19 protein-coding genes and 1 tRNA gene are annotated in these 21,153 nt (G+C 58.8%); 17 read left to right on the top strand and 3 right to left on the bottom strand.

Translation table 11 applies throughout. The annotated features are described in order from the left end of the window. Nucleotides 1–97 precede the first annotated feature (97 nt). The 3 genes from pap (at nt 98) to BLW22_RS20345 (ending at nt 4,356) form a co-directional block, all read left to right on the top strand. Nucleotides 98–1,612, top strand: coding sequence for a polyphosphate:AMP phosphotransferase (gene pap, locus BLW22_RS20355; RefSeq protein ID WP_065923921.1), 1,515 nt, complete (start codon nt 98–100; stop codon nt 1,610–1,612). 478 nt (nt 1,613–2,090) lie between these two features. After that, nucleotides 2,091–3,275 carry a thiolase family protein gene (locus tag BLW22_RS20350; RefSeq protein ID WP_074847381.1) on the top strand — a complete coding sequence of 395 codons (1,185 nt, stop codon included), beginning with the start codon at nt 2,091–2,093 and terminating at the stop codon, nt 3,273–3,275. A 124-nt stretch (nt 3,276–3,399) separates the two neighbouring features. Further along, a complete protein-coding gene (locus BLW22_RS20345; RefSeq protein WP_074847380.1) occupies nt 3,400–4,356 on the top strand; it encodes a DMT family transporter in 957 nt (318 codons plus the stop codon). Here BLW22_RS20345 and BLW22_RS20340 read toward each other — a convergent pair. Next, nucleotides 4,353–5,735 carry a class II fumarate hydratase gene (locus BLW22_RS20340; protein WP_065948600.1) on the bottom strand — a complete coding sequence of 461 codons (1,383 nt, stop codon included), beginning with the start codon at nt 5,733–5,735 and terminating at the stop codon, nt 4,353–4,355. The genes BLW22_RS20345 and BLW22_RS20340 overlap by 4 nt on opposite strands. Before the next feature lie 192 nt (nt 5,736–5,927). Between BLW22_RS20340 and BLW22_RS20335 the strand changes: the two genes are divergently transcribed. The 7 genes from BLW22_RS20335 (at nt 5,928) to BLW22_RS20305 (ending at nt 13,626) form a co-directional block, all read left to right on the top strand. After that, nucleotides 5,928–6,446 (top strand): DUF2059 domain-containing protein, encoded by a 519-nt coding sequence (locus BLW22_RS20335; protein WP_003236690.1) that lies wholly within the window; start codon nt 5,928–5,930, stop codon nt 6,444–6,446. Nucleotides 6,447–6,452: 6 nt separating this feature from the next. Beyond that, a complete protein-coding gene (locus BLW22_RS20330) occupies nt 6,453–6,749 on the top strand; it encodes a BolA family protein (protein WP_065923917.1) in 297 nt (98 codons plus the stop codon). A 118-nt stretch (nt 6,750–6,867) separates the two neighbouring features. Beyond that, the gene (gene trhO / locus BLW22_RS20325) at nt 6,868–7,809 is read left to right on the top strand and encodes an oxygen-dependent tRNA uridine(34) hydroxylase TrhO (RefSeq protein WP_065923916.1); all 942 of its coding nucleotides are present in this window, start codon (nt 6,868–6,870) and stop codon (nt 7,807–7,809) included. A gap of 36 nt (nt 7,810–7,845) precedes the next feature. After that, the gene (locus BLW22_RS20320) at nt 7,846–8,448 is read left to right on the top strand and encodes a DsbA family protein (protein WP_174562747.1); all 603 of its coding nucleotides are present in this window, start codon (nt 7,846–7,848) and stop codon (nt 8,446–8,448) included. Then, nucleotides 8,441–10,243: an ABC transporter ATP-binding protein gene (locus BLW22_RS20315; RefSeq protein ID WP_074847378.1), complete on the top strand. Its 1,803-nt coding sequence runs from the start codon at nt 8,441–8,443 to the stop codon at nt 10,241–10,243. The genes BLW22_RS20320 and BLW22_RS20315 overlap by 8 nt, the downstream gene beginning before the upstream one ends. Before the next feature lie 71 nt (nt 10,244–10,314). After that, nucleotides 10,315–12,777 (top strand): EAL domain-containing protein, encoded by a 2,463-nt coding sequence (locus BLW22_RS20310; protein ID WP_065948598.1) that lies wholly within the window; start codon nt 10,315–10,317, stop codon nt 12,775–12,777. A gap of 78 nt (nt 12,778–12,855) precedes the next feature. Next, nucleotides 12,856–13,626, top strand: a complete 771-nt coding sequence (locus BLW22_RS20305) for an iron-containing redox enzyme family protein (RefSeq protein WP_413038081.1) — start codon at nt 12,856–12,858, stop codon at nt 13,624–13,626. Between the two features lie 21 nt (nt 13,627–13,647). Here the strand turns inward: BLW22_RS20305 and BLW22_RS20300 are convergent, their stop codons facing one another. Together BLW22_RS20300 and lldD are read right to left on the bottom strand one after the other, a co-directional pair. Then, on the bottom strand, nt 13,648–14,574 hold the full coding sequence (locus BLW22_RS20300; RefSeq protein ID WP_074847376.1) for a GGDEF domain-containing protein: 927 nt from the start codon (nt 14,572–14,574) through the stop codon (nt 13,648–13,650). A gap of 283 nt (nt 14,575–14,857) precedes the next feature. Then, nucleotides 14,858–16,000, bottom strand: coding sequence for an FMN-dependent L-lactate dehydrogenase LldD (gene lldD, locus BLW22_RS20295; protein ID WP_074847375.1), 1,143 nt, complete (start codon nt 15,998–16,000; stop codon nt 14,858–14,860). A gap of 100 nt (nt 16,001–16,100) precedes the next feature. Here lldD and BLW22_RS20290 point away from each other — a divergent pair, with 100 nt between their 5' ends. The 7 genes from BLW22_RS20290 (at nt 16,101) to BLW22_RS35450 (ending at nt 20,914) form a co-directional block, all read left to right on the top strand. Continuing rightward, nucleotides 16,101–16,997 (top strand): LysR family transcriptional regulator, encoded by an 897-nt coding sequence (locus BLW22_RS20290; RefSeq protein WP_074847374.1) that lies wholly within the window; start codon nt 16,101–16,103, stop codon nt 16,995–16,997. 60 nt (nt 16,998–17,057) lie between these two features. Continuing rightward, nucleotides 17,058–17,133: transfer RNA gene (locus tag BLW22_RS20285), tRNA-Asn, on the top strand. Nucleotides 17,134–17,254: 121 nt separating this feature from the next. Next, nucleotides 17,255–18,175, top strand: coding sequence for a deaminase domain-containing protein (locus tag BLW22_RS34145; RefSeq protein ID WP_083381381.1), 921 nt, complete (start codon nt 17,255–17,257; stop codon nt 18,173–18,175). Beyond that, nucleotides 18,175–18,528, top strand: a complete 354-nt coding sequence (gene imm2, locus BLW22_RS20270; RefSeq protein WP_074847373.1) for an Imm2 family immunity protein — start codon at nt 18,175–18,177, stop codon at nt 18,526–18,528. Before BLW22_RS34145 ends, imm2 begins: the two co-directional genes overlap by 1 nt. Nucleotides 18,529–19,738: 1,210 nt before the next feature. Then, the gene (locus tag BLW22_RS20260; RefSeq protein WP_074848222.1) at nt 19,739–20,290 is read left to right on the top strand and encodes a DUF6990 domain-containing protein; all 552 of its coding nucleotides are present in this window, start codon (nt 19,739–19,741) and stop codon (nt 20,288–20,290) included. Between the two features lie 249 nt (nt 20,291–20,539). Then, nucleotides 20,540–20,746 (top strand): hypothetical protein, encoded by a 207-nt coding sequence (locus BLW22_RS35455; RefSeq protein ID WP_235865603.1) that lies wholly within the window; start codon nt 20,540–20,542, stop codon nt 20,744–20,746. A 30-nt stretch (nt 20,747–20,776) separates the two neighbouring features. Continuing rightward, nucleotides 20,777–20,914 carry a hypothetical protein gene (locus BLW22_RS35450; protein WP_235865602.1) on the top strand — a complete coding sequence of 46 codons (138 nt, stop codon included), beginning with the start codon at nt 20,777–20,779 and terminating at the stop codon, nt 20,912–20,914. Nucleotides 20,915–21,153: the final 239 nt, after the last annotated feature.

Below are 21,153 nucleotides of genomic sequence, written 5' to 3'. Positions count from 1 at the left end.
GGCTTTGAATTGACCCACGGCAAGCCCCGGTGGAATTTCCTCCCGCGCGTTGTTGCCCAATCCGCTAGTCTTGCTCACTTCTGGAACGGAGCCGCCCATGTTCGAATCTGCCGAAATCGGTCACGCCATCGACAAAGACACCTTTGAGGCCGAAGTGCCCGCCCTGCGCGAGGCTTTGCTGGAGGTGCAGTACGAGTTGCAACAGCAAAAGCGCTTCCCGGTGATCATCCTGATCAACGGCATCGAAGGCGCCGGTAAAGGTGAGACGGTCAAACTGCTGAATGAATGGATGGACCCGCGCCTGATCGAGGTGCGCACCTTCGACCAGCAGACCGACGAAGAACTGGCCCGCCCCCCGGCCTGGCGCTACTGGCGCCAACTGCCTGCCAAAGGCCGCATGGGCATTTTTTTCGGCAACTGGTACAGCCAGATGCTGCAAGGCCGGGTGCACGGCGAGATCAAGGATGCGCGGCTCGACCAGGCCATCGCCGGCGCCGAGCGCCTGGAGAAGATGCTCTGCGATGAAGGCGCGCTGATCTTCAAGTTCTGGTTTCACCTGTCCAAGAAGCAAATGAAGGCACGGCTCAAGGCCCTGGCCGACGACCCGTTGCACAGTTGGCGCATCAGCCCGCTGGACTGGCAGCAATCCGAGACCTACGACAAGTTCGTGCATTTCGGCGAGCGCATCCTGCGCCGTACCAGCCGCGATTACGCGCCCTGGCATGTGATTGAAGGCGTCGACGCCAACTACCGCAGCCTCACCGTGGGCAAGATCCTGCTCGAAGGCCTGCAGAATGCCCTGAAGCTGCCCAAGGGCAAGGCCAGCGGGATGAACCCGGCGCCGTTGCCCTCGGCCATCGACCAGATGAGCCTGCTCAACAGCCTCGACATGACCCTGAGCCTGGACAAGGACGATTACGAAGAACAGCTGATTACCGAGCAGGCGCGCTTCTCCGGCCTGATGCGCGACAAACGCATGCGCAAGCACGCGCTGGTGACGGTCTTCGAAGGTAACGACGCGGCGGGCAAGGGCGGGGCGATCCGTCGGGTGGCGGCCGCGCTCGACCCGCGCCAGTACCACATCGTGCCGATTGCCGCGCCCACCGAGGATGAACGGGCCCAGCCGTACCTGTGGCGGTTCTGGCAGAAGATCCCGGCGCGGGGCAAATTCACCGTGTTCGACCGCTCGTGGTACGGCCGCGTGCTGGTGGAACGTATCGAGGGCTTCTGCACCACGGCCGACTGGATGCGCGCCTATGGCGAGATCAATGACTTCGAGGAGCAACTGCGCGACGCCGGTGTGATCGTGGTCAAGTTCTGGCTGGCCATCGACAAGCAGACCCAACTGGAACGCTTCCAGGCCCGTGAGGAAATCCCTTTCAAGCGCTTCAAGATCACCGAAGACGACTGGCGCAACCGCGACAAATGGGACGACTACCGCGCCGCCGTGGGCGATATGGTCGACCGCACCAGCACCGAGGTTTCGCCGTGGACGCTGGTGGAGGCCAACGACAAGCGCTGGGCGCGGGTCAAGGTGTTGCGCACCATCAACCTTGCCCTGGAGGAAGCGTTCGCCAAGTCCGACAAGCACGACAAGAAGAAAAAGAAATAACCACTGGCCTGGTGTTGTTCAGGATGCAGCCCTCTGTGGTGAGCGGGCGTGTTGTGGTGAGCGGGCCGGTTGTGGTGAGCAGGCTTGTTTTGGTGAATGGGCCTGTTGTGGTGAGTGGGCTTGTTGTGGTGAGCGGGCTTGCCCCGCGCTGGGCTGCGAAGCGGCCCCAAAACCAGCCAATAAGGTCTGCCTGAAATAACGCGGCGCCTTGGTCAGGGCCGCTTCGCAGCCCAGCGCGGGGCAAGCCCGCTCACCACAACAAGCCCGCTCACCAACAAGCCCGTTTGCCACTACAAGCCTGCTTGCCACGATAAGCCTGCTCACCACAACCGGCCCGCTTGCCACAACTAGCCGGCCAGCCACAGGTTTATGTCCGTCACCATGCTTTTGTATACGCCGGATGAATGATCGTCGCGGTGGGGCAGGCCTGGATCTATCCTCGATCCATCTCCCCACAACGACAAGATCGAGGTAGCCCATGCGTGAAGTAGTGATCGTCGACAGCGTGCGAACCGGCCTGGCCAAATCCTTTCGCGGCAAGTTCAACCAGACCCGCCCGGATGACATGGCGGCCCATTGCGTCAACGCACTGCTGACCCGCAACGGCATCGACCCGGCCAGCGTCGAGGATTGCATCGTCGGCGCGGGTTCCAACGAAGGCGCCCAGGGCTACAACATCGGGCGCAACGTGGCCGTGCTGTCGCAATTGGGCACAGGTACGGCGGGCATGACCCTCAACCGGTTCTGCTCGTCGGGCTTGCAGGCGATTGCGATTGCGGCCAACCAGATCGCGTCGGGTTGCAGCGACATCATCGTTGCCGGTGGTGTCGAGTCCATCAGCCTGACCATGAAAAGCGTCAATACCAATAACCTGATCAACCCGCTGCTCAAGGAGCAGGTGCCGGGCATTTACTTCCCCATGGGCCAGACCGCGGAAATCGTCGCCCGCCGCTATGACGTCAGCCGCGAAGAACAGGACCTCTACGCCCTGCAAAGCCAGCAGCGCACCGCCCAGGCCCAGGCAGAGGGCTTGTTTGATGATGAAATCGTGCCGATGGCGGTCAAGTACAAGGTCGAGGACAAGAACACTGGCGCTGTGCAGATCCTTGACGGCGTGGTTGACCGCGATGACTGCAACCGCCCGGACACCACGTTGGCCAGCCTCTCTGGGTTGAAGCCCGTATTTGCCGAAGACGGCTCGGTGACGGCGGGTAACTCCTCGCAGCTCTCCGACGGTGCCTCGATGACCCTGGTGATGAGCCTGGAGAAAGCCCTGGCACTGGGGCTCAAGCCCAAGGCGTTTTTCCGCGGTTTCACCGTGGCCGGTTGCGAGCCGGATGAGATGGGTATCGGCCCGGTGTTCTCGGTGCCCAAGCTGCTCAAGGCGCGGGGCTTGCAGGTGGCGGACATCGACCTGTGGGAACTCAACGAGGCCTTTGCGTCGCAGTGCCTGTATGCGCGCAATCGCCTGGGCATCGATAACGCCAGGTACAACGTCAACGGCGGCTCGATTTCCATCGGCCACCCGTTCGGCATGACCGGCTCGCGGCAGGTGGGGCACCTGGTGCGTGAGCTGCAACGGCGCAATGTGCGTTATGGCATCGTCACCATGTGCGTGGGTGGCGGCATGGGCGCCACGGGGCTGTTCGAAGCCGTGCGCTGATAAGTGTGGGAGGGGCAGTGCGACGATTCGACTTGCCCCTCCCACATTTTAACTGCGGCGTATCCCAATTCGCTCACTTCCCCCTAGAATGCCCGCTCCACTTCCTCTGGCTTCTGGGGCACTCATGCACATCTCTTCCGGCCGCTGGGTCTACGGTTTTCTCCTGACCCTGCTGACCGCGCTGCTCTGGGGCATCCTGCCGATCAAGCTCAAGCAAGTGTTGCAGGTGATGGACCCGATCACGGTCACCTGGTTTCGCCTGGTGGTGGCCGGCAGTTGCCTGTTCGTGTACCTCGCCGCGACCAGGCGCCTGCCCAGTCGTAAAGTACTCGGCCCCAGGGGCGGCTGGCTGGTGGCGATGGCGGTGTGCGGCCTGGTGGGCAACTACGTGTTGTACCTGGTGGGCCTGAAATTGCTCAGCCCCGGCACTGCGCAACTGGTGGTGCAGATGGGCCCGATCTTCCTGATGATCGCCAGCGTGTTTGTGTTCAAGGAACGTTTCAGCGTCGGGCAGTGCGTGGGCCTGGTGGTGCTGATCGTCGGCTTCGGTCTGTTCTTCAACCAACGCCTGGGAGAGTTGCTGACGTCCCTTGGCGCCTACACCGCCGGCGTGCTGACGATCCTGCTCGCGACTTCGGTCTGGGTGTTCTATGCCCTGGGCCAGAAGCAGTTGCTGAGCGTGTGGAATTCGCTGCAAGTGATGATGGTGATCTACCTGTCGTGCGCCGTGCTGCTGACGCCGTGGGCGCATCCGCTGGAGGCCCTGCAACTGAGCCCGCTGCAAGGCTGGCTGTTGCTGGCGTGCTGCATGAACACCCTGGTGGCCTACGGTGCATTTGCCGAAGCCCTGGCTCACTGGGAAGCCTCACGGGTGAGTGCGACCTTGGCCCTGACGCCGTTGGTGACCTTTGTCGCGGTGGCGTTGGCGGCGTGGCTGTGGCCGGACTATGTGCAGGCCGAAGAGATCAATGCCCTGGGCTATTTCGGCGCGCTGGTGGTGGTGCTGGGGTCGGCGGCGGTGGCGCTGGCGCCGTCGTTGCTCGCCGGGCTCAAGGCCCGGCGGCTACGCATGGCGTCCTAGGCACCCAGCATGTTTTCCGGGCGTACCCACTGGTCGAACTCTGCGTCGGTGAGGTAGCCCAGGTCCAACGCCGCTTCCCGAAGGGTCAAGCCTTCGGCGTAGGCCTTCTTGGCGATCTCTGCCGACTTGTCATAGCCGATGTGCGGGTTGAGCGCCGTGACCAGCATCAGCCCGCGCTCCAGGTGCTCGGCCATTTTCCCGGCGTCGGGTTCGAGGCCGGCGATGCAGTGCTCCTGGAAGTTATTGCAGCCATCGGCCAGCAGGCGGATCGATTCCAGCAGGTTGTGGATGATCACCGGCTTGTACACGTTCAACTGCAAATGCCCCTGGCTCGCTGCGATGCCGATGGTCACGTCATTGCCCAGCACCTGGCAGGCCAGCATCGACAGTGCCTCGCACTGGGTCGGGTTGACCTTGCCGGGCATGATCGAGCTGCCAGGCTCGTTGGCCGGCAGTTTCACCTCCGCAAGGCCGGCACGCGGGCCGGAGCCCAGCAGGCGCAGGTCGTTGGCGATTTTCATCAGGGCCACGGCCAGGGTTTTCAGGGCGCCGTGCAGGGTCACGATCGGTTCATGGCCGGCCAATGCGGCGAATTTGTTCGGCGCGGTGACGAAGGGCAGGCCCGACAAAGCCGCCAATTCCGAGGCGATCGCCTCGCTGAAGCCATGGGGCGCATTCAGCCCGGTGCCCACCGCCGTGCCACCTTGGGCCAGCTCGCATACCTGGGGCAGGGCGCTGCGGATCGCCCGTTCGGCGTAGTCGAGCTGGGCGATAAACGCCGAGAGTTCCTGGCCGAAGGTGATCGGCGTGGCATCCATCATGTGGGTGCGGCCCGTCTTTACCAGCTTTGCATGCCGCGCCGACAGTTCCGCGAGGCCGCCGGACAGTGTATTGATCGCCGGCAACAATTGCTGGTGCACCGCTTGCACCGCCGCAATGCTCATGGCGGTAGGGAAGCAGTCGTTGGAGCTTTGGGAGCGGTTCACATGATCGTTGGGGTGCACCGGGCTCTTGCCGCCACGGGGCTTGCCCGACAGCTCGTTGGCGCGGCCGGCGATGACCTCGTTGGCGTTCATGTTGCTCTGGGTGCCGCTGCCGGTTTGCCAGACGACCAGGGGGAACTGGTCATCATGTTGGCCATCGAGCACTTCGTCGGCGGCCTGTTCGATCAGGCGGGCAATGTCGGCGGGCAGGTCACCGTTGCGGTCGTTGACCCGGGCGGCGGCCTTCTTGATCAGGGCCAGTGCGTGCAGTACCGCGAGGGGCATGCGCTGCTCGCCGATGGCGAAATTCACCAGCGAGCGTTGGGTCTGGGCGCCCCAGTAAGCGTCTTCCGGGACTTCCACGTCTCCCAGGCTGTCGGTTTCGATACGGCTCATCGGGCACTCTCCTTCAGGTTCGTTTGCGCAGTTTAGGCCCTGATCGGCCTGGGGGGTTCCCTAAAAGACTTTTCATCGGATTCATTCACTGCAATCCGCGCCCGGTCAGGCCCGGGGTTGAGCCGCAGCGTTTTTTAGGCGCAGAATGGGCGCCCTTGGGGTCTTACCTCGCCTGCTAGAAAAGGAAACTCGATGACTCGTCTTCGTGCCATCTGTACCGCGGTTGCTCTGGTTTGCGCCAGCGGCCAGGTTTTTGCCGATACCGCCAGCCACAACGCCAGTGCCGAAGCCTTCCTTACCCTGGCCCATGCCGACAAGCTGGGTACCCCGGTGTACATGCAAGTGCAGCAAATGTTCGCCCAGCGTTTCGAACAGACCAAGGCGCCTGCCGCCAAGCAGTCCGTACTGGACAGCTACCAGGCCAAGGCCAACGCCGCCCTGGACCAGGCCATCGGCTGGCCGAAGCTGAAGCCGGACATGGTCAAGCTCTACACCACCAACTTCAGCGAATCCGAGCTCAAGGACCTGGTTGCCTTCTACCAGTCGCCACTGGGCAAGAAAGTCCTGGAAAAAATGCCGCAACTGACCCAGCAATCGGCCCAGATGACCCAGGCCAAGCTGGAAAGCGCCGTGCCGGTGGTGAACAAGCTGTTGGAAGACATGACCAACGAGCTCACGCCAAAAGCCGCCGCACCGGCCAAGAAGAAGTAAGCAGGAATGACCATGCAACAGCGTATCGAAACGGCGCTCGCCGCCCTGGCCCCGGAGCACTTGAGCGTGCTGGATGAAAGCCATATGCACAGCCGTGGGTTGCAGACCCACTTCAAGGCCGTGCTGGTCAGCCAGCAGTTCGAGGGGCTTAACCGCGTCAAGCGCCACCAGAAGGTCTACGCCACCCTGGGTGACCTGATGAGCGAATTTCATGCGCTGGCGCTGCATACCTACACGCCCGAAGAATGGGCGAAAATCGACGCAGCCCCGGCCTCGCCGACCTGCGCCGGCGGGCATAGCTGATACGCGGGTGTCTCTGACACCCTGCATTTGCTAGAATCCGCAGCGCGCCGCTCAGCCGGCGCGTTTTTTTTGCATCCGGTTCACCCCTTACGAGGGTAGCCACCTGGAGAGAACACCCATGACTCAACCGATTGTCGTGGCGGCACTGTATAAGTTCGTCACCCTCGAAGATTACGTCGCCCTGCGCGAGCCACTGCTGCAGGCGATGGTCGACAACGGCATCAAAGGCACCTTGCTGATCGCCGAAGAAGGCATCAACGGCACCGTTTCCGGCAGCCGCGAAGGCATTGATGGCCTGATGGCCTGGCTGAAGAACGACCCACGCATGGACGACATCGACCACAAAGAGTCGTACTGCGATGAGCAGCCGTTCTACCGCACCAAGGTCAAGCTCAAGAAAGAGATCGTGACCCTGGGCGTCGAAGGCGTCGACCCGAACAAGAAAGTCGGCACCTATGTCGACCCGCAGGACTGGAACGCGCTGATCAGCGACCCCGAAGTGCTGTTGATCGACACCCGCAACGACTACGAAGTGTCGATCGGCACCTTCGAAGGCGCAATCGACCCGAAAACCACCAGTTTTCGTGAATTTCCCGACTATATCAAAGCCAACTTCGACCCGGCCAAGCACAAGAAGGTCGCCATGTTCTGCACCGGCGGCATTCGTTGCGAGAAGGCGTCGAGCTACATGCTCAGCGAAGGTTTCGATGAGGTCTACCACCTCAAGGGTGGCATCCTGAAGTACCTCGAAGAGGTGCCGCAGGCAGAAACCAAATGGCAGGGCGACTGCTTTGTGTTCGACAATCGTGTCACTGTGCGCCACGACCTGAGCGAAGGCGACTACGATCAATGTCATGCCTGCCGCACACCGGTGAGCGCCTCCGACCGCGCATCCGAACACTATGTGGCTGGCATCAGTTGCCCCCATTGCTGGGATAAGCTGCCGGAGAAAACCCGTCGCAGCGCGATCGACCGGCAAAAGCAGATTGAGCTGGCCAAGGCCCGCAATATGCCGCACCCGATTGGCTTCAACTACAAGCAAACCCCTTCCGAGGCCTGACCCATGCCCGCGCGCCTGCTCTATGTGATGGACCCAATGTGTTCCTGGTGCTGGGGCTTTGCCCCGGTGGCGCAGGCGCTGATCGAGCAGGCCCAGGCGGCCGGCGTGGACGTGCACCTGGTGGTGGGCGGCTTGCGTACCGGCAGCGGCGCGGCACTGGAACCGACCACGCGGCGCTACATCCTCGAGCACTGGCAGGCGGTCACCGACGCCACCGGCCAGCCGTTCAAGCGCGATGGCGCGTTGCCCGACGGCTTTGTCTACGACACCGAGCCTGCGTGTCGCGCCATTGTTACCGCGCGTAGCCTGGCACCGGATTGCGCATGGACGTTGTTAGGGCTGATCCAGCGCGCGTTTTATGTCGAGGGCCGTGACGTGACCCTCGCCAGTGTGCTGGTGGAGCTGGCTGAAGAGGCGGGCATCCCGCGCATCGAGTTTGCCGGCGCATTCGACCGTGCCGAGCAGCATGCCGCGACGGCCGCTGACTTCACCTGGGTCCAGGACCTGGGGATCGCCGGGTTTCCGACCTTGCTTGCCGAGCGTAATGGCCAGTTGGCGTTGCTGACTAACGGCTACCAGCCGCTGTCCGAGCTGTCACCGTTGTTGGGGCGATGGCTGGAGCGAGCAACCTGTGCATGACCAGTCACCACGCACCGACCGACTGACCTGGGCGGAAATTCGCCGCCTGGCCCTGCGGCACAAGAAGTCCCTGTGGATCGCCAATGGCGTCGCCGTGCTGGCGACCCTGTGCAGTGTGCCGATTCCCCTGCTGTTGCCGTTGCTGGTGGATGAAGTGCTGTTGGGACACGGCGATGCCGCGCTCAAGGTCATGAACCACGCATTGCCCCTGGGGTGGCAGAAGGCGGCCGGCTATATCGGCCTGATGCTGCTGGTGACGCTGTTTCTGCGTTGTGGCGCGCTGCTGTTCAACGTGGTGCAGGCGCGGTTGTTTGCGCGCTTGGCCAAGGACATCGTGTACCGCATCCGCGTGCGCCTGATCGAGCGGCTCAAGCGCATCTCCCTGGGCGAATACGAAAGCCTGGGCAGCGGGACCGTCACCACCCACCTGGTCACCGACCTGGATACGCTGGACAAGTTTGTCGGTGAAACCCTCAGCCGTTTCCTGGTGGCCATGCTGACCCTGGTGGGTACCTCGGCGATCCTGGTGTGGATGCATTGGCAACTGGCGCTGCTGATCCTGCTGTTCAATCCGTTGGTGATCTACGCCACGGTGCAGTTGGGCAAGCGCGTCAAGCACCTGAAGAAGCTGGAAAACGACAGCACCTCGCGCTTTACCCAGGCCCTGACCGAAACCCTGGATGCCATCCAGGAAGTGCGCGCCGGCAACCGCCAGGGCTTTTTCCTCGGGCGCCTCGGCCAGCGGGCCCAGGAAGTGCGTGACTACGCCATTCACTCGCAATGGAAAACCGACGCTTCGAGCCGCGCCAGTGGGTTGCTGTTCCAGTTCGGTATCGACATCTTCCGTGCGGCGGCGATGCTCACCGTGCTGTTTTCCGACCTGTCCATCGGCCAGATGCTCGCGGTGTTCAGCTACCTGTGGTTCATGATCGGCCCGGTGGAGCAACTGCTTAACCTGCAATACGCCTACTACGCGGCAGGCGGGGCGCTGACGCGGATCAACGAACTGCTGGCGCGTGCCGATGAGCCGCAATATGCCGGCGGTGCTGATCCGTTCACCGGGCGCGACACCGTGGGCATCGAAGTGCGCGGCCTGGACTTCGGCTACGGCGAAGAACTGGTACTCGACCAGTTGAACCTGACCATCGCGCCCGGTGAGAAGGTGGCAATCGTCGGCGCCAGCGGCGGTGGCAAAAGCACCCTGGTGCAATTGTTGCTCGGGCTCTACACGCCCCAGGCGGGCAGTATCCGTTTTGGTGGTGCCACCCAGCAGGAGATTGGTCTGGAGACCCTTCGCGAGCACGTTGCGGTGGTGCTGCAACACCCGGCGCTGTTCAACGACACCGTGCGCGCCAACTTGACCATGGGCCGGGAGCGCAGCGACCAGGCCTGTTGGCAGGCACTGGAAATCGCCCAGTTGGATGCTACCGTCAAGGCACTGCCCTTGGGCCTGGACAGTGTGGTGGGGCGTTCCGGGGTGCGTTTTTCCGGTGGGCAGCGCCAGCGCCTGGCGATTGCGCGCATGGTCCTGGCCGAACCCAAGGTGGTGATACTCGACGAAGCAACCTCCGCCCTGGACGCCGCCACCGAGTACAACCTGCACCAGGCGCTGGCACGGTTCCTCAGCGGGCGTACTACACTGATCATCGCCCACCGTCTGTCGGCTGTTAAGCAAGCGGATCGAGTCTTGGTGTTCGACGGCGGTCACATTGCCGAGGATGGTGACCATCAGCAGCTGATTGCCGATGGCGGGCTGTACGCCAAACTGTATGGACACTTGCAACAGGTACGTTGATTTAGCCTAGGCTGAGCTATCGAAAGCGGGTTTTCGCGTGCGTATCCAGCAGTGCATGTGCAAGGGACTTCATGAAGCAAAAGCGGACTTTAGGAACGCCCCGGTTGTTGGGCATTGTCTGGCCATTTATCGCCGTGGTGCTGTTCCAGGCATTATTGGGCTGCGTCAGTCTCTACGTGCTTTCGGCCGTGCGTGGTTACGTGGCCGGCGAGAGCCTGTGGTCCAAGGGCCAGAAGGACGCCATCTATTACCTGACGCTCTACGCCGATAATCGCGACGCCGGCACGTACCTCAAGTACCAGCAGGCCATTGCCGTGCCCCAGGGCGGGCACGAACTGCGCATTGCCCTTGACCGTCCCGTGCCCGACCTTGCCGCAGCCCGCCTGGGTATCCTCAAAGGGGGCAACCATCCGGATGATGTCTCCAGCCTGATCTGGCTGTACCTCAACTTTCGCCATTTCAGCTACCTGGAAAAAGCCATCCAACTGTGGACCGTAGGCGATGGTTACCTGCTTCAACTGGATGACCTGGCCCGCGAGATGCACCAGGCGATCATTCACGACCAGATCGGCGCCAACGATGTGCGCCAGTGGAAGGCGCATATCATCGCCATCAACGAAGGCGTGACACCCGCCGCCAAGGCCTTCAGCGATGCTCTCGGCGAAGGTTCGCGCATGATTCTGCGGTTGCTGGTCATCACGAACCTGGCGACGGCCCTGGGCCTGATCGTATTGGCACTGTTGCGCACCCATAAGCTGCTGGCCCAGCGCCATGCCTTCGCCGATGCCTTGCAGGAAGAAAAGGAGCGGGCGCAGATCACCCTGGAGTCGATTGGCGACGGGGTGATCACCACCGACGTCGACGGTGCCATTACCTATATGAACCCGGCGGCCGAGGCGCTGACTCACTGGCACTCGGCGCAGGCCCAGGGCCAGCCCCTGGCAGCGTTGTTCAAGTTGCTGGAAGACCACGCACAGCCGGACGGCTTCACCTTGATCGAACACATCGTCAAGGGCCAGCTCAGCGGCGGCAGCGAGCATTCGAAGACGATCCAGCGCCTGGATGGCAGCACGGTCTCGGTCACCCTGGTGGGCGCGCCGATCCGCAGCGCCGGCAAGGTCTCGGGCGCGGTGCTGGTGCTGCATGACATGACCCAGGAGCGCCAGTACATCGCCAATCTGTCATGGCAGGCGACCCACGATGCGCTGACCGGCCTGGCCAACCGCCGCGAATTCGAGTATCGCCTGGAGCAGGTGCTGCACCCGGCAGGGCAGGCGCAGGCCGGGCGGCATGCGTTGATGTTCCTGGACCTGGACCAGTTCAAGCTGGTCAACGACACCTGCGGCCATGCGGCGGGCGACGAACTGTTGCGGCACATCTGCGCGCTGTTGCAGTCGGACCTGCGCGAAGGTGACACCCTGGCGCGCCTGGGCGGCGATGAATTCGGCATCCTGCTGGAGAACTGCCCGGTGGCGGTGGCGGAAAAAATCGCCGAAAGCCTGCGTCATACCGTGCAGAGTCTGCATTTCGTATGGAAGGGGCGGCCGTTCATGACCACCGTGAGTATCGGCCTGGTACACATTGCCAGCACCCCGACCACCCTGGAAGCCTCGCTGCGGGCCGCCGACATGGCGTGCTACATGGCTAAGGAAAAAGGCCGCAACCGCGTGCAGGTGTACCACGCCGACGACTCCGAACTGTCCCTGCGCTTTGGCGAAATGGCCTGGGTGCAGCGCCTGCACATGGCGCTTGAGGAGAACCGCTTTTGCCTGTACTCCCAGGAAATTTCCCCCCTCGGGCATACCGACGGCGGCAATGGGCATATCGAAATACTGCTGCGCCTGCACGATGAGGCGGGGCGTGTAATCCTGCCGGACAGCTTTATCCCGGCCGCCGAGCGCTATGGTTTGATGACGTCCCTGGACCGTTGGGTGGTGGAGAATGTATTTGAGATTATTGCCCGTTGCATTAACGAGCGTCCGGGCCGTCCCATGGCCCTGTGTGCGATCAATCTGTCAGGTATAACGATTGGCGATGATGACTTTCTCGGATTCCTACGAGAGAAATTTCATACTTACGCTATTCCGCCCAGCATGATCTGTTTTGAAATTACCGAAACCAGCGCCATCGCAAACTTGGGCAGTGCCATCCGCTTTATTAATGAACTCAAGGCCTTAGGTTGCCATTTTTCGCTGGATGACTTTTGCGCCGGAATGTCCTCATTCGCTTATCTCAAACATTTACCTGTAGACTTCCTGAAGATCGATGGAAGTTTCGTAAAGGATATGCTGGACGACCCGATTAACCGCGCGATGGTTGAAGTGATCAATCACATCGGCCATGTCATGGGTAAGCGCACAATTGCCGAGTTTGTTGAAACACCGCAAATCGAACAGGCCCTGCTCGATATTGGTGTGGATTACGCTCAGGGCTACCTGATTGAACGACCGCAATTGTTTACCTTCGATAGCTTGCAGTGTCGACCCGTGCGGCCGCAGCCTCTGTTATTCAGGGCGCCCGGCACATTCCGCTGAAACATTTGCCGGTCTGTAAATCACACTTAAAAAGGAGCCTTAATAGTGATCGACACATTCAGCAGAACCGGCCCGCTTATGGAAGCCTCAAGCTACCCCGCCTGGGCTCAGCAATTGATCCAGGACTGCAGCGAGAGCAAGCGCCGGGTTGTCGAACACGAACTGTACCAACGCATGCGTGACAACACGCTCAGCGCCAAGACCATGCGTCACTACCTGATCGGTGGCTGGCCCGTGGTGGAACAGTTTGCCTTGTACATGGCACAGAACCTCACCAAGACCAAGTTTGCCCGCCATCCGGGGGAAGACATGGCGCGCCGTTGGTTGATGCGCAATATCCGTGTGGAGCTGAACCACGCGGACTATTGGGTGCATTGGGCGCGTGCCCATGGCGTCAGCCTCGAAGAACTGCAGGCCCAGGACGTGCCGCCGGAGTTGCATGCGCTGAGCCACTGGTGCTGGCACACCAGCTCGGCCGATTCGTTGATCGTGGCCATTGCCGCGACCAACTATGCGATTGAGGGGGCGACGGGGGAATGGTCGGCGGTGGTGTGCTCCACCGGCGTGTATGCGGCAGCCTTTCCCGAGGAAGAGCGCAAGCGTGCGATGAAGTGGTTGAAGATGCACGCCCAGTACGACGACGCCCATCCTTGGGAAGCCCTGGAAATCATCTGCACACTGGCCGGGATGAACCCGACCAGGGAACTGCAGGCAGAGCTGTGCCAGGCCGTGTGCAAGAGCTACGACTATATGTACCTGTTCCTGGAAAGTTGCATGCGCCTGGAGAAAGAAAAACCGGCGAGCGCTGCTGTGCGCGAGCGCCCTTTGCGCGTCGCCAGCGAAGCGTGATGTAACGGGGATGGCGGGGTTTTACCCCGCCATTGCCAGGCGATTGCGGCCTTCGCGCTTGGCCACGTACAAGGCGCTGTCGGCGCGACGCAACAGGCTCTCGGCCGACTCGGCGGCCAGCAAGGTCGAACAACCGAGGCTCACCGTCAATTCGATCCGTCTTCCTTCCGCCCAATAATCCTGGGCCTGTGCCGCCTGGCGCAGGCGTTCACCGACCATGGCCGCCGCATCCCGGCCGGTGTTGGACAGCAGGATCAGAAACTCTTCCCCGCCAAACCGAAACACCATGTCCACGTTACGCAACTGGCTCTTGATCGCTCCGGCGACGGCGCGCAATACGTTATCGCCGGCCGCATGGCCGTGGGTGTCGTTGATGGTCTTGAAGTGGTCGATGTCCAGCATCAGCAGGGACAGCGGGTTCAGGTGCCGGCGCGCCATGTCGATTTCCCGTTGCAGGGTCTGGTCCATGGCAATGCGGTTGCCCGTTTCGGTCAACGGGTCGCGCAGGGCGCTGCGGGTGGCGACGCGGTAGAGCAGGGCGTTGCGCATCGGGTAGAGCAGGGTCGACAGCAGTGATTCGAGCTGGCCGAGTTCCTCTTCCAGCAGGCGCTGGTTGCGGCGAAAGACCAGCTCGCCGAGGTGCTCGCCTTCGTGGCTGAGGCTGTAGCTCACCGAGTGGTGGCCACGGTGGCCGAACTCCAGGCGCAGGTCACTGGTTTCGTGGCGATATTGCAGGGCATCCAGGGGGACCAGGCGCTGGATCTCACGGAAAAACACCGCGAGGATACGCTGCGGTTCCAGGCTGGTCTGCAATTGCATCCCCAGTTGCTGGCGAAGTTGTGCGACGGTCGTCGGGCGGTGAGGTACGAGTGATGGCTGACCAAAGCCCAGGCGTTGCAATTTTGCACTGTCGAAGTCAATTGCGTTGGTCTGGGTGGGGGTTTTCATAAGCAAACGGCCTCTAAGCACTTAGCTGTCTTACAGGCTGGATGAGAGTGGCAAATGCCAGGCGTCTTACTGTTCCTTCAGTTCCGTAAAACATTGGAAACAGTTTAGACCGCTTTACTGGGGGTTTATAACCCCTGGGCACTGCCGCACGTCTTGTCATCGCTTGACCTGCTTGGAAGGTGTTAGAGCGAGATTCGTGCCATTTCGTTTAAATAAATAAAAAACCTTACAAATCAAAGACCGTTTTTACAGTAAAAAAACGGCCGTTCAGCACTGACGTCAGTTATTTGGCTGATTGCACCAGCGTGTTGTGGTCAATCTGGTCGATGGACGTGACACCGGTCAACGTCATGGCCACGCGCATTTCCTTGGCGAAGATGTCCAGCAGGTTCTCTACCCCGTGTTGCCCGTCGGCGGCCAGTGCATAGGCGGTGGCGCGTCCGAGCAGGCACGCCTTGGCGCCGAGGGCGAGCATGCGCACCACGTCCAGCCCGGAACGGATGCCGGAGTCCACCAGCACCGTCAGGTCATCGCCCACGACATCGGCAATTGGTGGCAGAGCCTTGGCGGTGGACAGCACACCGTCCAGCTGACGGCCGCCATGGTTGGAAACCACGATGCCATCGGCGCCGAAACTCACTGCGTCCCTGGCGTCCTCAGGATCGAGGATGCCCTTGATAATCATCGGGCCTTTCCAGAAGTCGCGGATCCACTCCAGGTCTTTCCAACTGATGGAGGGGTCGAAGTTATTGGCCAGCCAGCCGATGTAATCTTCCAGGTGAGTGGGTTTGCCGAGGTACCTGGAGATATTGCCCAGGTCGTGGGGGCGGCCCATGAGCCCTACGTCGAACGCCCATTGCGGCTTGGTGACGGCTTGCAACATGCGCCGCTGCGCCGCGAACGGCCCGGACATGCCCGAGTGGGCATCGCGGTAGCGCGCACCGGGCGTGGGCATGTCCACGGTGAACACCAGGGTGGTGACCCCCGCCGCCTGGGCCCGCTCCAGGGCATTGCGCATAAAGCCCCGGTCCTTGAGCACATACAGCTGGAACCAGATTGACTGCGGGCTCTGCGACGCCACTTCTTCAATCGAACACACCGACACTGTCGACAGGCAGAAGGGGGTGCCCTTGTTCGCCGCCGCCTTTGCCGCCTGTACTTCGCCGCGCCGCGCATACATGCCGGTCAAGCCGACAGGGCTGAGGATGACCGGCATGTCCAGGGCCTGGCCGAACAGCGTGGTTTTGAGGCTGAGGTTATCGACATTGCGCAGCACGCGTTGGCGCAGGCTGATCTCGGCCAGGTCCGAACTGTTCGCGCGCATCGTGTGCTCGGCGTAGGCACCGCCGTCGATGTAGTCGAACAGGAAGCGCGGCAGCTTGCGTTTGGCCGCTGCGCGGTAGTCGGAGGCGGACGAGATGATCATTAAGCGTGTCTCCACAAGGCTGGGCGGGTCAGGATAGGCAAATATCTGTCATGATAAAAACAACTTTTATCGCTAGATACCAGTCGCTAAAGGAATACCCATGAACTTGAGAACGTTGCGCACGTTCGTCGAAGTGGTGCGCCAGGGCGGATTCTCCCAGGCCGCCGACGTGGTGGCCTTGACCCAATCCACGGTGAGCAAGGCAGTCAAGACCCTGGAGGAAGAACTCGGCATGCCGCTGCTCGATCGCCTGGGTCACCGCAACGAACTCACCGCTGCGGGTGAGATCGCCTACCGCCGCGCCCTGGTACTGCTCGCCGAACACCATGACCTGGTCGCCGAGATCAACGACCTGCGCGGCCTCAAGCGCGGCGTGTTGCGCATCGGCCTGCCACCGGTGGGGTGCGGGGTGTTGTTTGCGACGATGTTTGCCACCTATCGCAGTCGTTATCCGGACATCGACATCGAACTCACCGAATACGGTAGCAAGAGATTGCGCGAGTGCCTGGAAGCGGGGGAGGTCGACCTCGCTGCGTTGCTGCTGCCGGTGGATGCAGGTTTCGATTATCAGCCCGTGCGCAACGAACCGCTGATGGCCGTACTGCCCAAGGGCCACCCCCTGGCCCAGCGTCAACGCATCGACTTCGCCGACCTGGCGGACTCGCCGTTCATCCTGTTCGAAGCCGGCTTCGCCCTGAACGCCAAGATCCTCGCCGCCTGCGAGCGCAAAGGCGTGATACCCCGCGTGGCGGCGCGCAGCGGGCAGATCGACTTCATCGTCGACCTGGTCGCCGCCGGCCTCGGCGTCGCCTTCCTGCCCCGCATGCTGGCGCACAAGCATCAACACGCAGGCATCGCCCTGATCCCTCTCGACGAACCCCACACCGACTGGCACATCGCCCTGGCCTGGCGCGCCAGCGCCCACCTGCCACCCGCCGTGCGCGCCTGGCTGGACCTGGCCAAGGAGCAGCAGCTTTCAACCGGTCATCCGGATTAATCGTCCAGGCCGTCAGGGAAAGCTTGACTTCTCCTTTTCAATCAGTAACATACGGCGCATTCCGCGATAGCTCAGTTGGTAGAGCAAATGACTGTTAATCATTGGGTCCCTGGTTCGAGTCCAGGTCGTGGAGCCAGATAGGGAAAAGCCTGCAGCGATGCAGGCTTTTTTTTGCCTTGGATTTTCCGGGGTGATCAAAGCGCACAGCGTGACCTGCATGAAAGCATCTCAAATCCTACGATTCCGAGGTCAATATCATGAAAGTCACTGCGGTCGTTTCAACCAAAGGCGGGCCGGGTAAAACTGCGGTTGGCGTCAATCTGGGCGCGTTCTGCGCCGATGCAGGGATCCGTACCCTGCTCATCGATCTGGATAATCAGCCGTCGCTGTCGTCGTTCTATGCGCTATCGCACGAGGCGCGCGGTGGAACCTATCAACTGATCGCGAACAACGAGGCCCGGGCCGACCAGGTCATTTCGCACACCTGCATTCCTAATCTCTCACTGATCCATTCCAATGATTCGTTCAATCAGCTGGGAAATTTGTTGCTCCATGCTGCTGACGGGCGCCTTCGTCTCAAGAATCTGTTGCCGGCTTTCGAGCAGGACTTTGATCTGATTCTTATCGATACCCAAGGCGCTCGCTCCATCGTGCTGGAGATGGCTGAGAAGGAGAAGGCTGAGAAGGAGAAGGCCGAGAAGGAGAAAGCTGAGAAAGGGAATGAGATCGACATTGCTCCTATGGCCCAACGGGTTATGGATGTTCGAGCTAAGTTACCGTCCGATTTGCGGCGCAGCGGTAACGTAGCAGTTGCGGAAATAGATATTCCTGGAGTACCTAATCAGATGGCTGCACACAGTCAGATCTCGGTCGCTGACTCTGGCAAAGGGCTTATTGGCTCTGGCAGTGGGAATTTTGTGGCTGACTCGGTGCCTAACAAGGCAGGTGATATGGTTCGTCGAGACATTGATACAGAATACAAAATTCTAGACAATATAGCTGATCAGTTAGGGAGAAACACCTCAGCCAAAGGAACCGTAAATATCCTGACAGAGAAAGCGGCCTGTGCAAGCTGTCTAAATGTAGCCGAGCAGTTCAGGGCGAAGTATCCTAATATCACTGTGAATATTTTCGATAATCAGGGCGTCATGTTGCGTCCACCAAGGAAGACTCCGTGATGGAAGAAAGAGTGACTTACGCTGAAATCAGGGCTTGGTTTTTGGGCAGTTACTACAGCTACTGCAGAGTAAAGCTTAGGCATCGAAGCGCTTGGGTCGAAGGTGAAAGCGAAGTAGGCTTTGCCTATAGTGAACTTGAAAATTCCTTCGACCTGCCAGTTGAGAAGTTGATGCTTGAAGTTTTAGCCCTTGTTCTTTCTGCGGGTCGATCTTCCGAGAGTGTCAGGAAATATCATATGGATGCTGCCTTAAAGCTGATCGAGCAGATTGACCTTGCCTCTATGCTGAAAGAGCTGACTCCGGAAGAGGCAGCAGACCTTGTTGAGGATCTTCGATTATTAGGGATTTGTTAGGCTTTGTACGAACAGTAATTGCTGCATATTGCGCTTACAGGGGCGGTGCTTAGGCGATCTCAGCGATTACACTAAAGGACAATATTAATTTTCCAGAAACAGAGCCGGCCCCTAAGCAACCCCTACGAATCTATTGCCTCCATGCTGATTCTTTTTAAATCGCCATAGGTCAGCAAAGAAGGGGGAGATTTTTAAGTGGCTCCATTCACGCCAGCAGTTTTAGAGGCGATCGAAAAATTTGAGTGTTACGCAGAAGCTTTGTCTGGCCTCGTGTAGCCGACAGTAATTGTCTACTACGTGCTGACGCACGGGCAGTCGAGCAAATACTGATCGATTACCATGGCCTTGGTAAAGATGGCGACACGTTAATTAATATGATCAACTCTATATCGTCTGTCAAAAACCCGACTAAGTATGAGCAGGGTTTGATTCGCGGCGCCGAGCTGCTGAAAAAAGCTGGATATGAAGGATTTTAAATGGCTAAGAAGATACAACTGGGCGACATTTTGCAGGTGTTAACCTCGCAGGGTGTCGCATATGCGCAAGTTACTCATAAGCATCCGGACTTTGGTTTTTTAATTCGTGTTTTTCCCAGATTTCATAATTAACACCCAATAGATTTTTCGGTTGTTGTTGATGGTGAACCACAATTTTCCGCATTCTTAGTTGTTCAAAGTGCGGTAAATCAAGGGTTTCTATCCGTTGTGGCAAATGTTCCAGTTCCCGAAAGGTTACAAATGTTTCCTACGTTCCGCTCCAGGAATGGCGGGCCGGGAGGCTCTATTTGGCTTTGGAATGGAAGCGAAGCACTTCGGCTGGAGAGAAAGATTAGCTCGGAAGAGCTGAAGGATTCCACAAGAGGAATTATCAGCGCGCCATTGCTTGTTGAGCGTATTGAAAAGAATTACAGAGCCGAGACCCATGAAATTTGGTGAGTTGTAGAAGTTTCACTTGATCTGACACTTTCTACACCGGCCTTGCGCCGGTGTTTTTGCACCCTATTTGCATTAGGGTTATTGAGGTTAAGTTAGGGAGTGCGGACATAAGTATTCGTCAGTCCGAGATTTCCCCTCAAATAAAAAATGGGAATTCAATTTCTAGGGGAAAAGTGGCTGAAAGCTTTGGCCTGAAGTCGGGTGTGCCGTTAAAGGAGCAAGGGTATCCTAACGGAATTTCCATTGAGATTATGAATTTTTCCTGGTGCCAAATAATGAAAGAAAAAGATATTGTTTCCATCTTGAAGGAGCAGGGCTGGGTTTGTAATAAGGATGAAGTTGGTGATTATTTTTGCCTCGCCGATGTCGGAGAGGTTCAACTTCAGGTTATCCCATCTGTAGGTAAGCGCTCGGACCATTTTCGAGTTTCGCTTATGCCCTCCATTTCGTCTAGAGAATTTTCTGAGGCTGTTTCTTTTATACTTGGTGATGACAGTAGCAATGCTCTAATTATAGTTAGTAATGGAGCTCCGGAGAAATTTTCGAGTTTTTCTAGTGATGACATTATTAGGTTGTCTGATAAGGCTATCTCTTGGGCTCGCTCTCAAAATATTGACGAGGGGTTGAGGGTTTATAGAGCGCTGCCAACAGATGTTAAAGGTGCAATGCCAATCCGACATTTGGCTGCACTAGCAATGGCTGGTGATACTGGGCGTTTAGATGAGTATAAGAAGAGTTTTGAGATGGGTGATAGGATGGGATTTGTGCCTTACGTTACTTCCGAGATGATTGATCGAGCACTTATGGTCGCTCAGAAAAGTAAATAACCATCCGATTAAAAACGAGCTACCGAGCCGTGGAGCAATCGGGGTGAGAAATCGGGGGCAGACCACGTTTTTATAAAGCCCAGCAGAGTTACTCATTTAAAAATGAGAGTGTTGGTCTGGCCCCTATTTTCTCCTATTTGCTCATCCAAATCCTCACCATCATGTGCGAGATGTGGACAGGAATCAGAACGTTAAGGGCACGAGACCTGGCGTGCATCCTTATTATTAAGGAAGAAAATATGCGAGCACTTGAAAAAAGTTTTGAAGGCGTTGAAAACGCTTTTCATTATTTCTGATTTTGATTTTTATAATCTAAATCTTGTGTTGGGGCTCAGCGTGCAGCGTGAAAATGGCGGGCAAATAATTGATGCTTATAAAGTTGACCTTGAGATGCTTTATGAGTCTGAACAGTCGGCGTTTGAAGTTGTTTTAGGGTTTACGGGGGTTCACTGCTAAAAAATTCCTGAAGTGTGTGGGAGCTTTTACTTGAGCGAAATTGAAATGGATGATGTCTCGGCTGATCAACTTAAGGGTGTTAAATATAGTCTGAAAGACTATGGTGGTACGGGGTTTGAGGTGCTTGCTCAAGGTCTATCAGTTATAAAATGCAAGCCTCTTCAGTGACATTGGTCAATGGCGGTTGCACGAAGATTTTGTGCGTGGAATATATGGTTTTGGGTTTTGGGTTAGTGCTAGCGCTAGCGCAATAAATAATCCTGTCCGCTAGTCAACTAGAGTGGAGGTGTGGTGTTTTTAGTGAGTGGTGGGGTCAGGCAACGTTTTTACTATTTGGCTATCTCGTAGTTAAGTGTGTGCTGGTTCGCTGCCTACTGTGGTCAAAGTTAAAGAAAATAGTCATGGGT

The sequence above is a fragment of the Pseudomonas marginalis genome, assembly GCF_900105325.1.
GTDB lineage: Bacteria > Pseudomonadota > Gammaproteobacteria > Pseudomonadales > Pseudomonadaceae > Aquipseudomonas > Aquipseudomonas marginalis.
The sequence above is the reverse complement of the archived record's forward strand: the minus strand, read 5'-3'. Positions and strand labels throughout refer to the sequence as shown.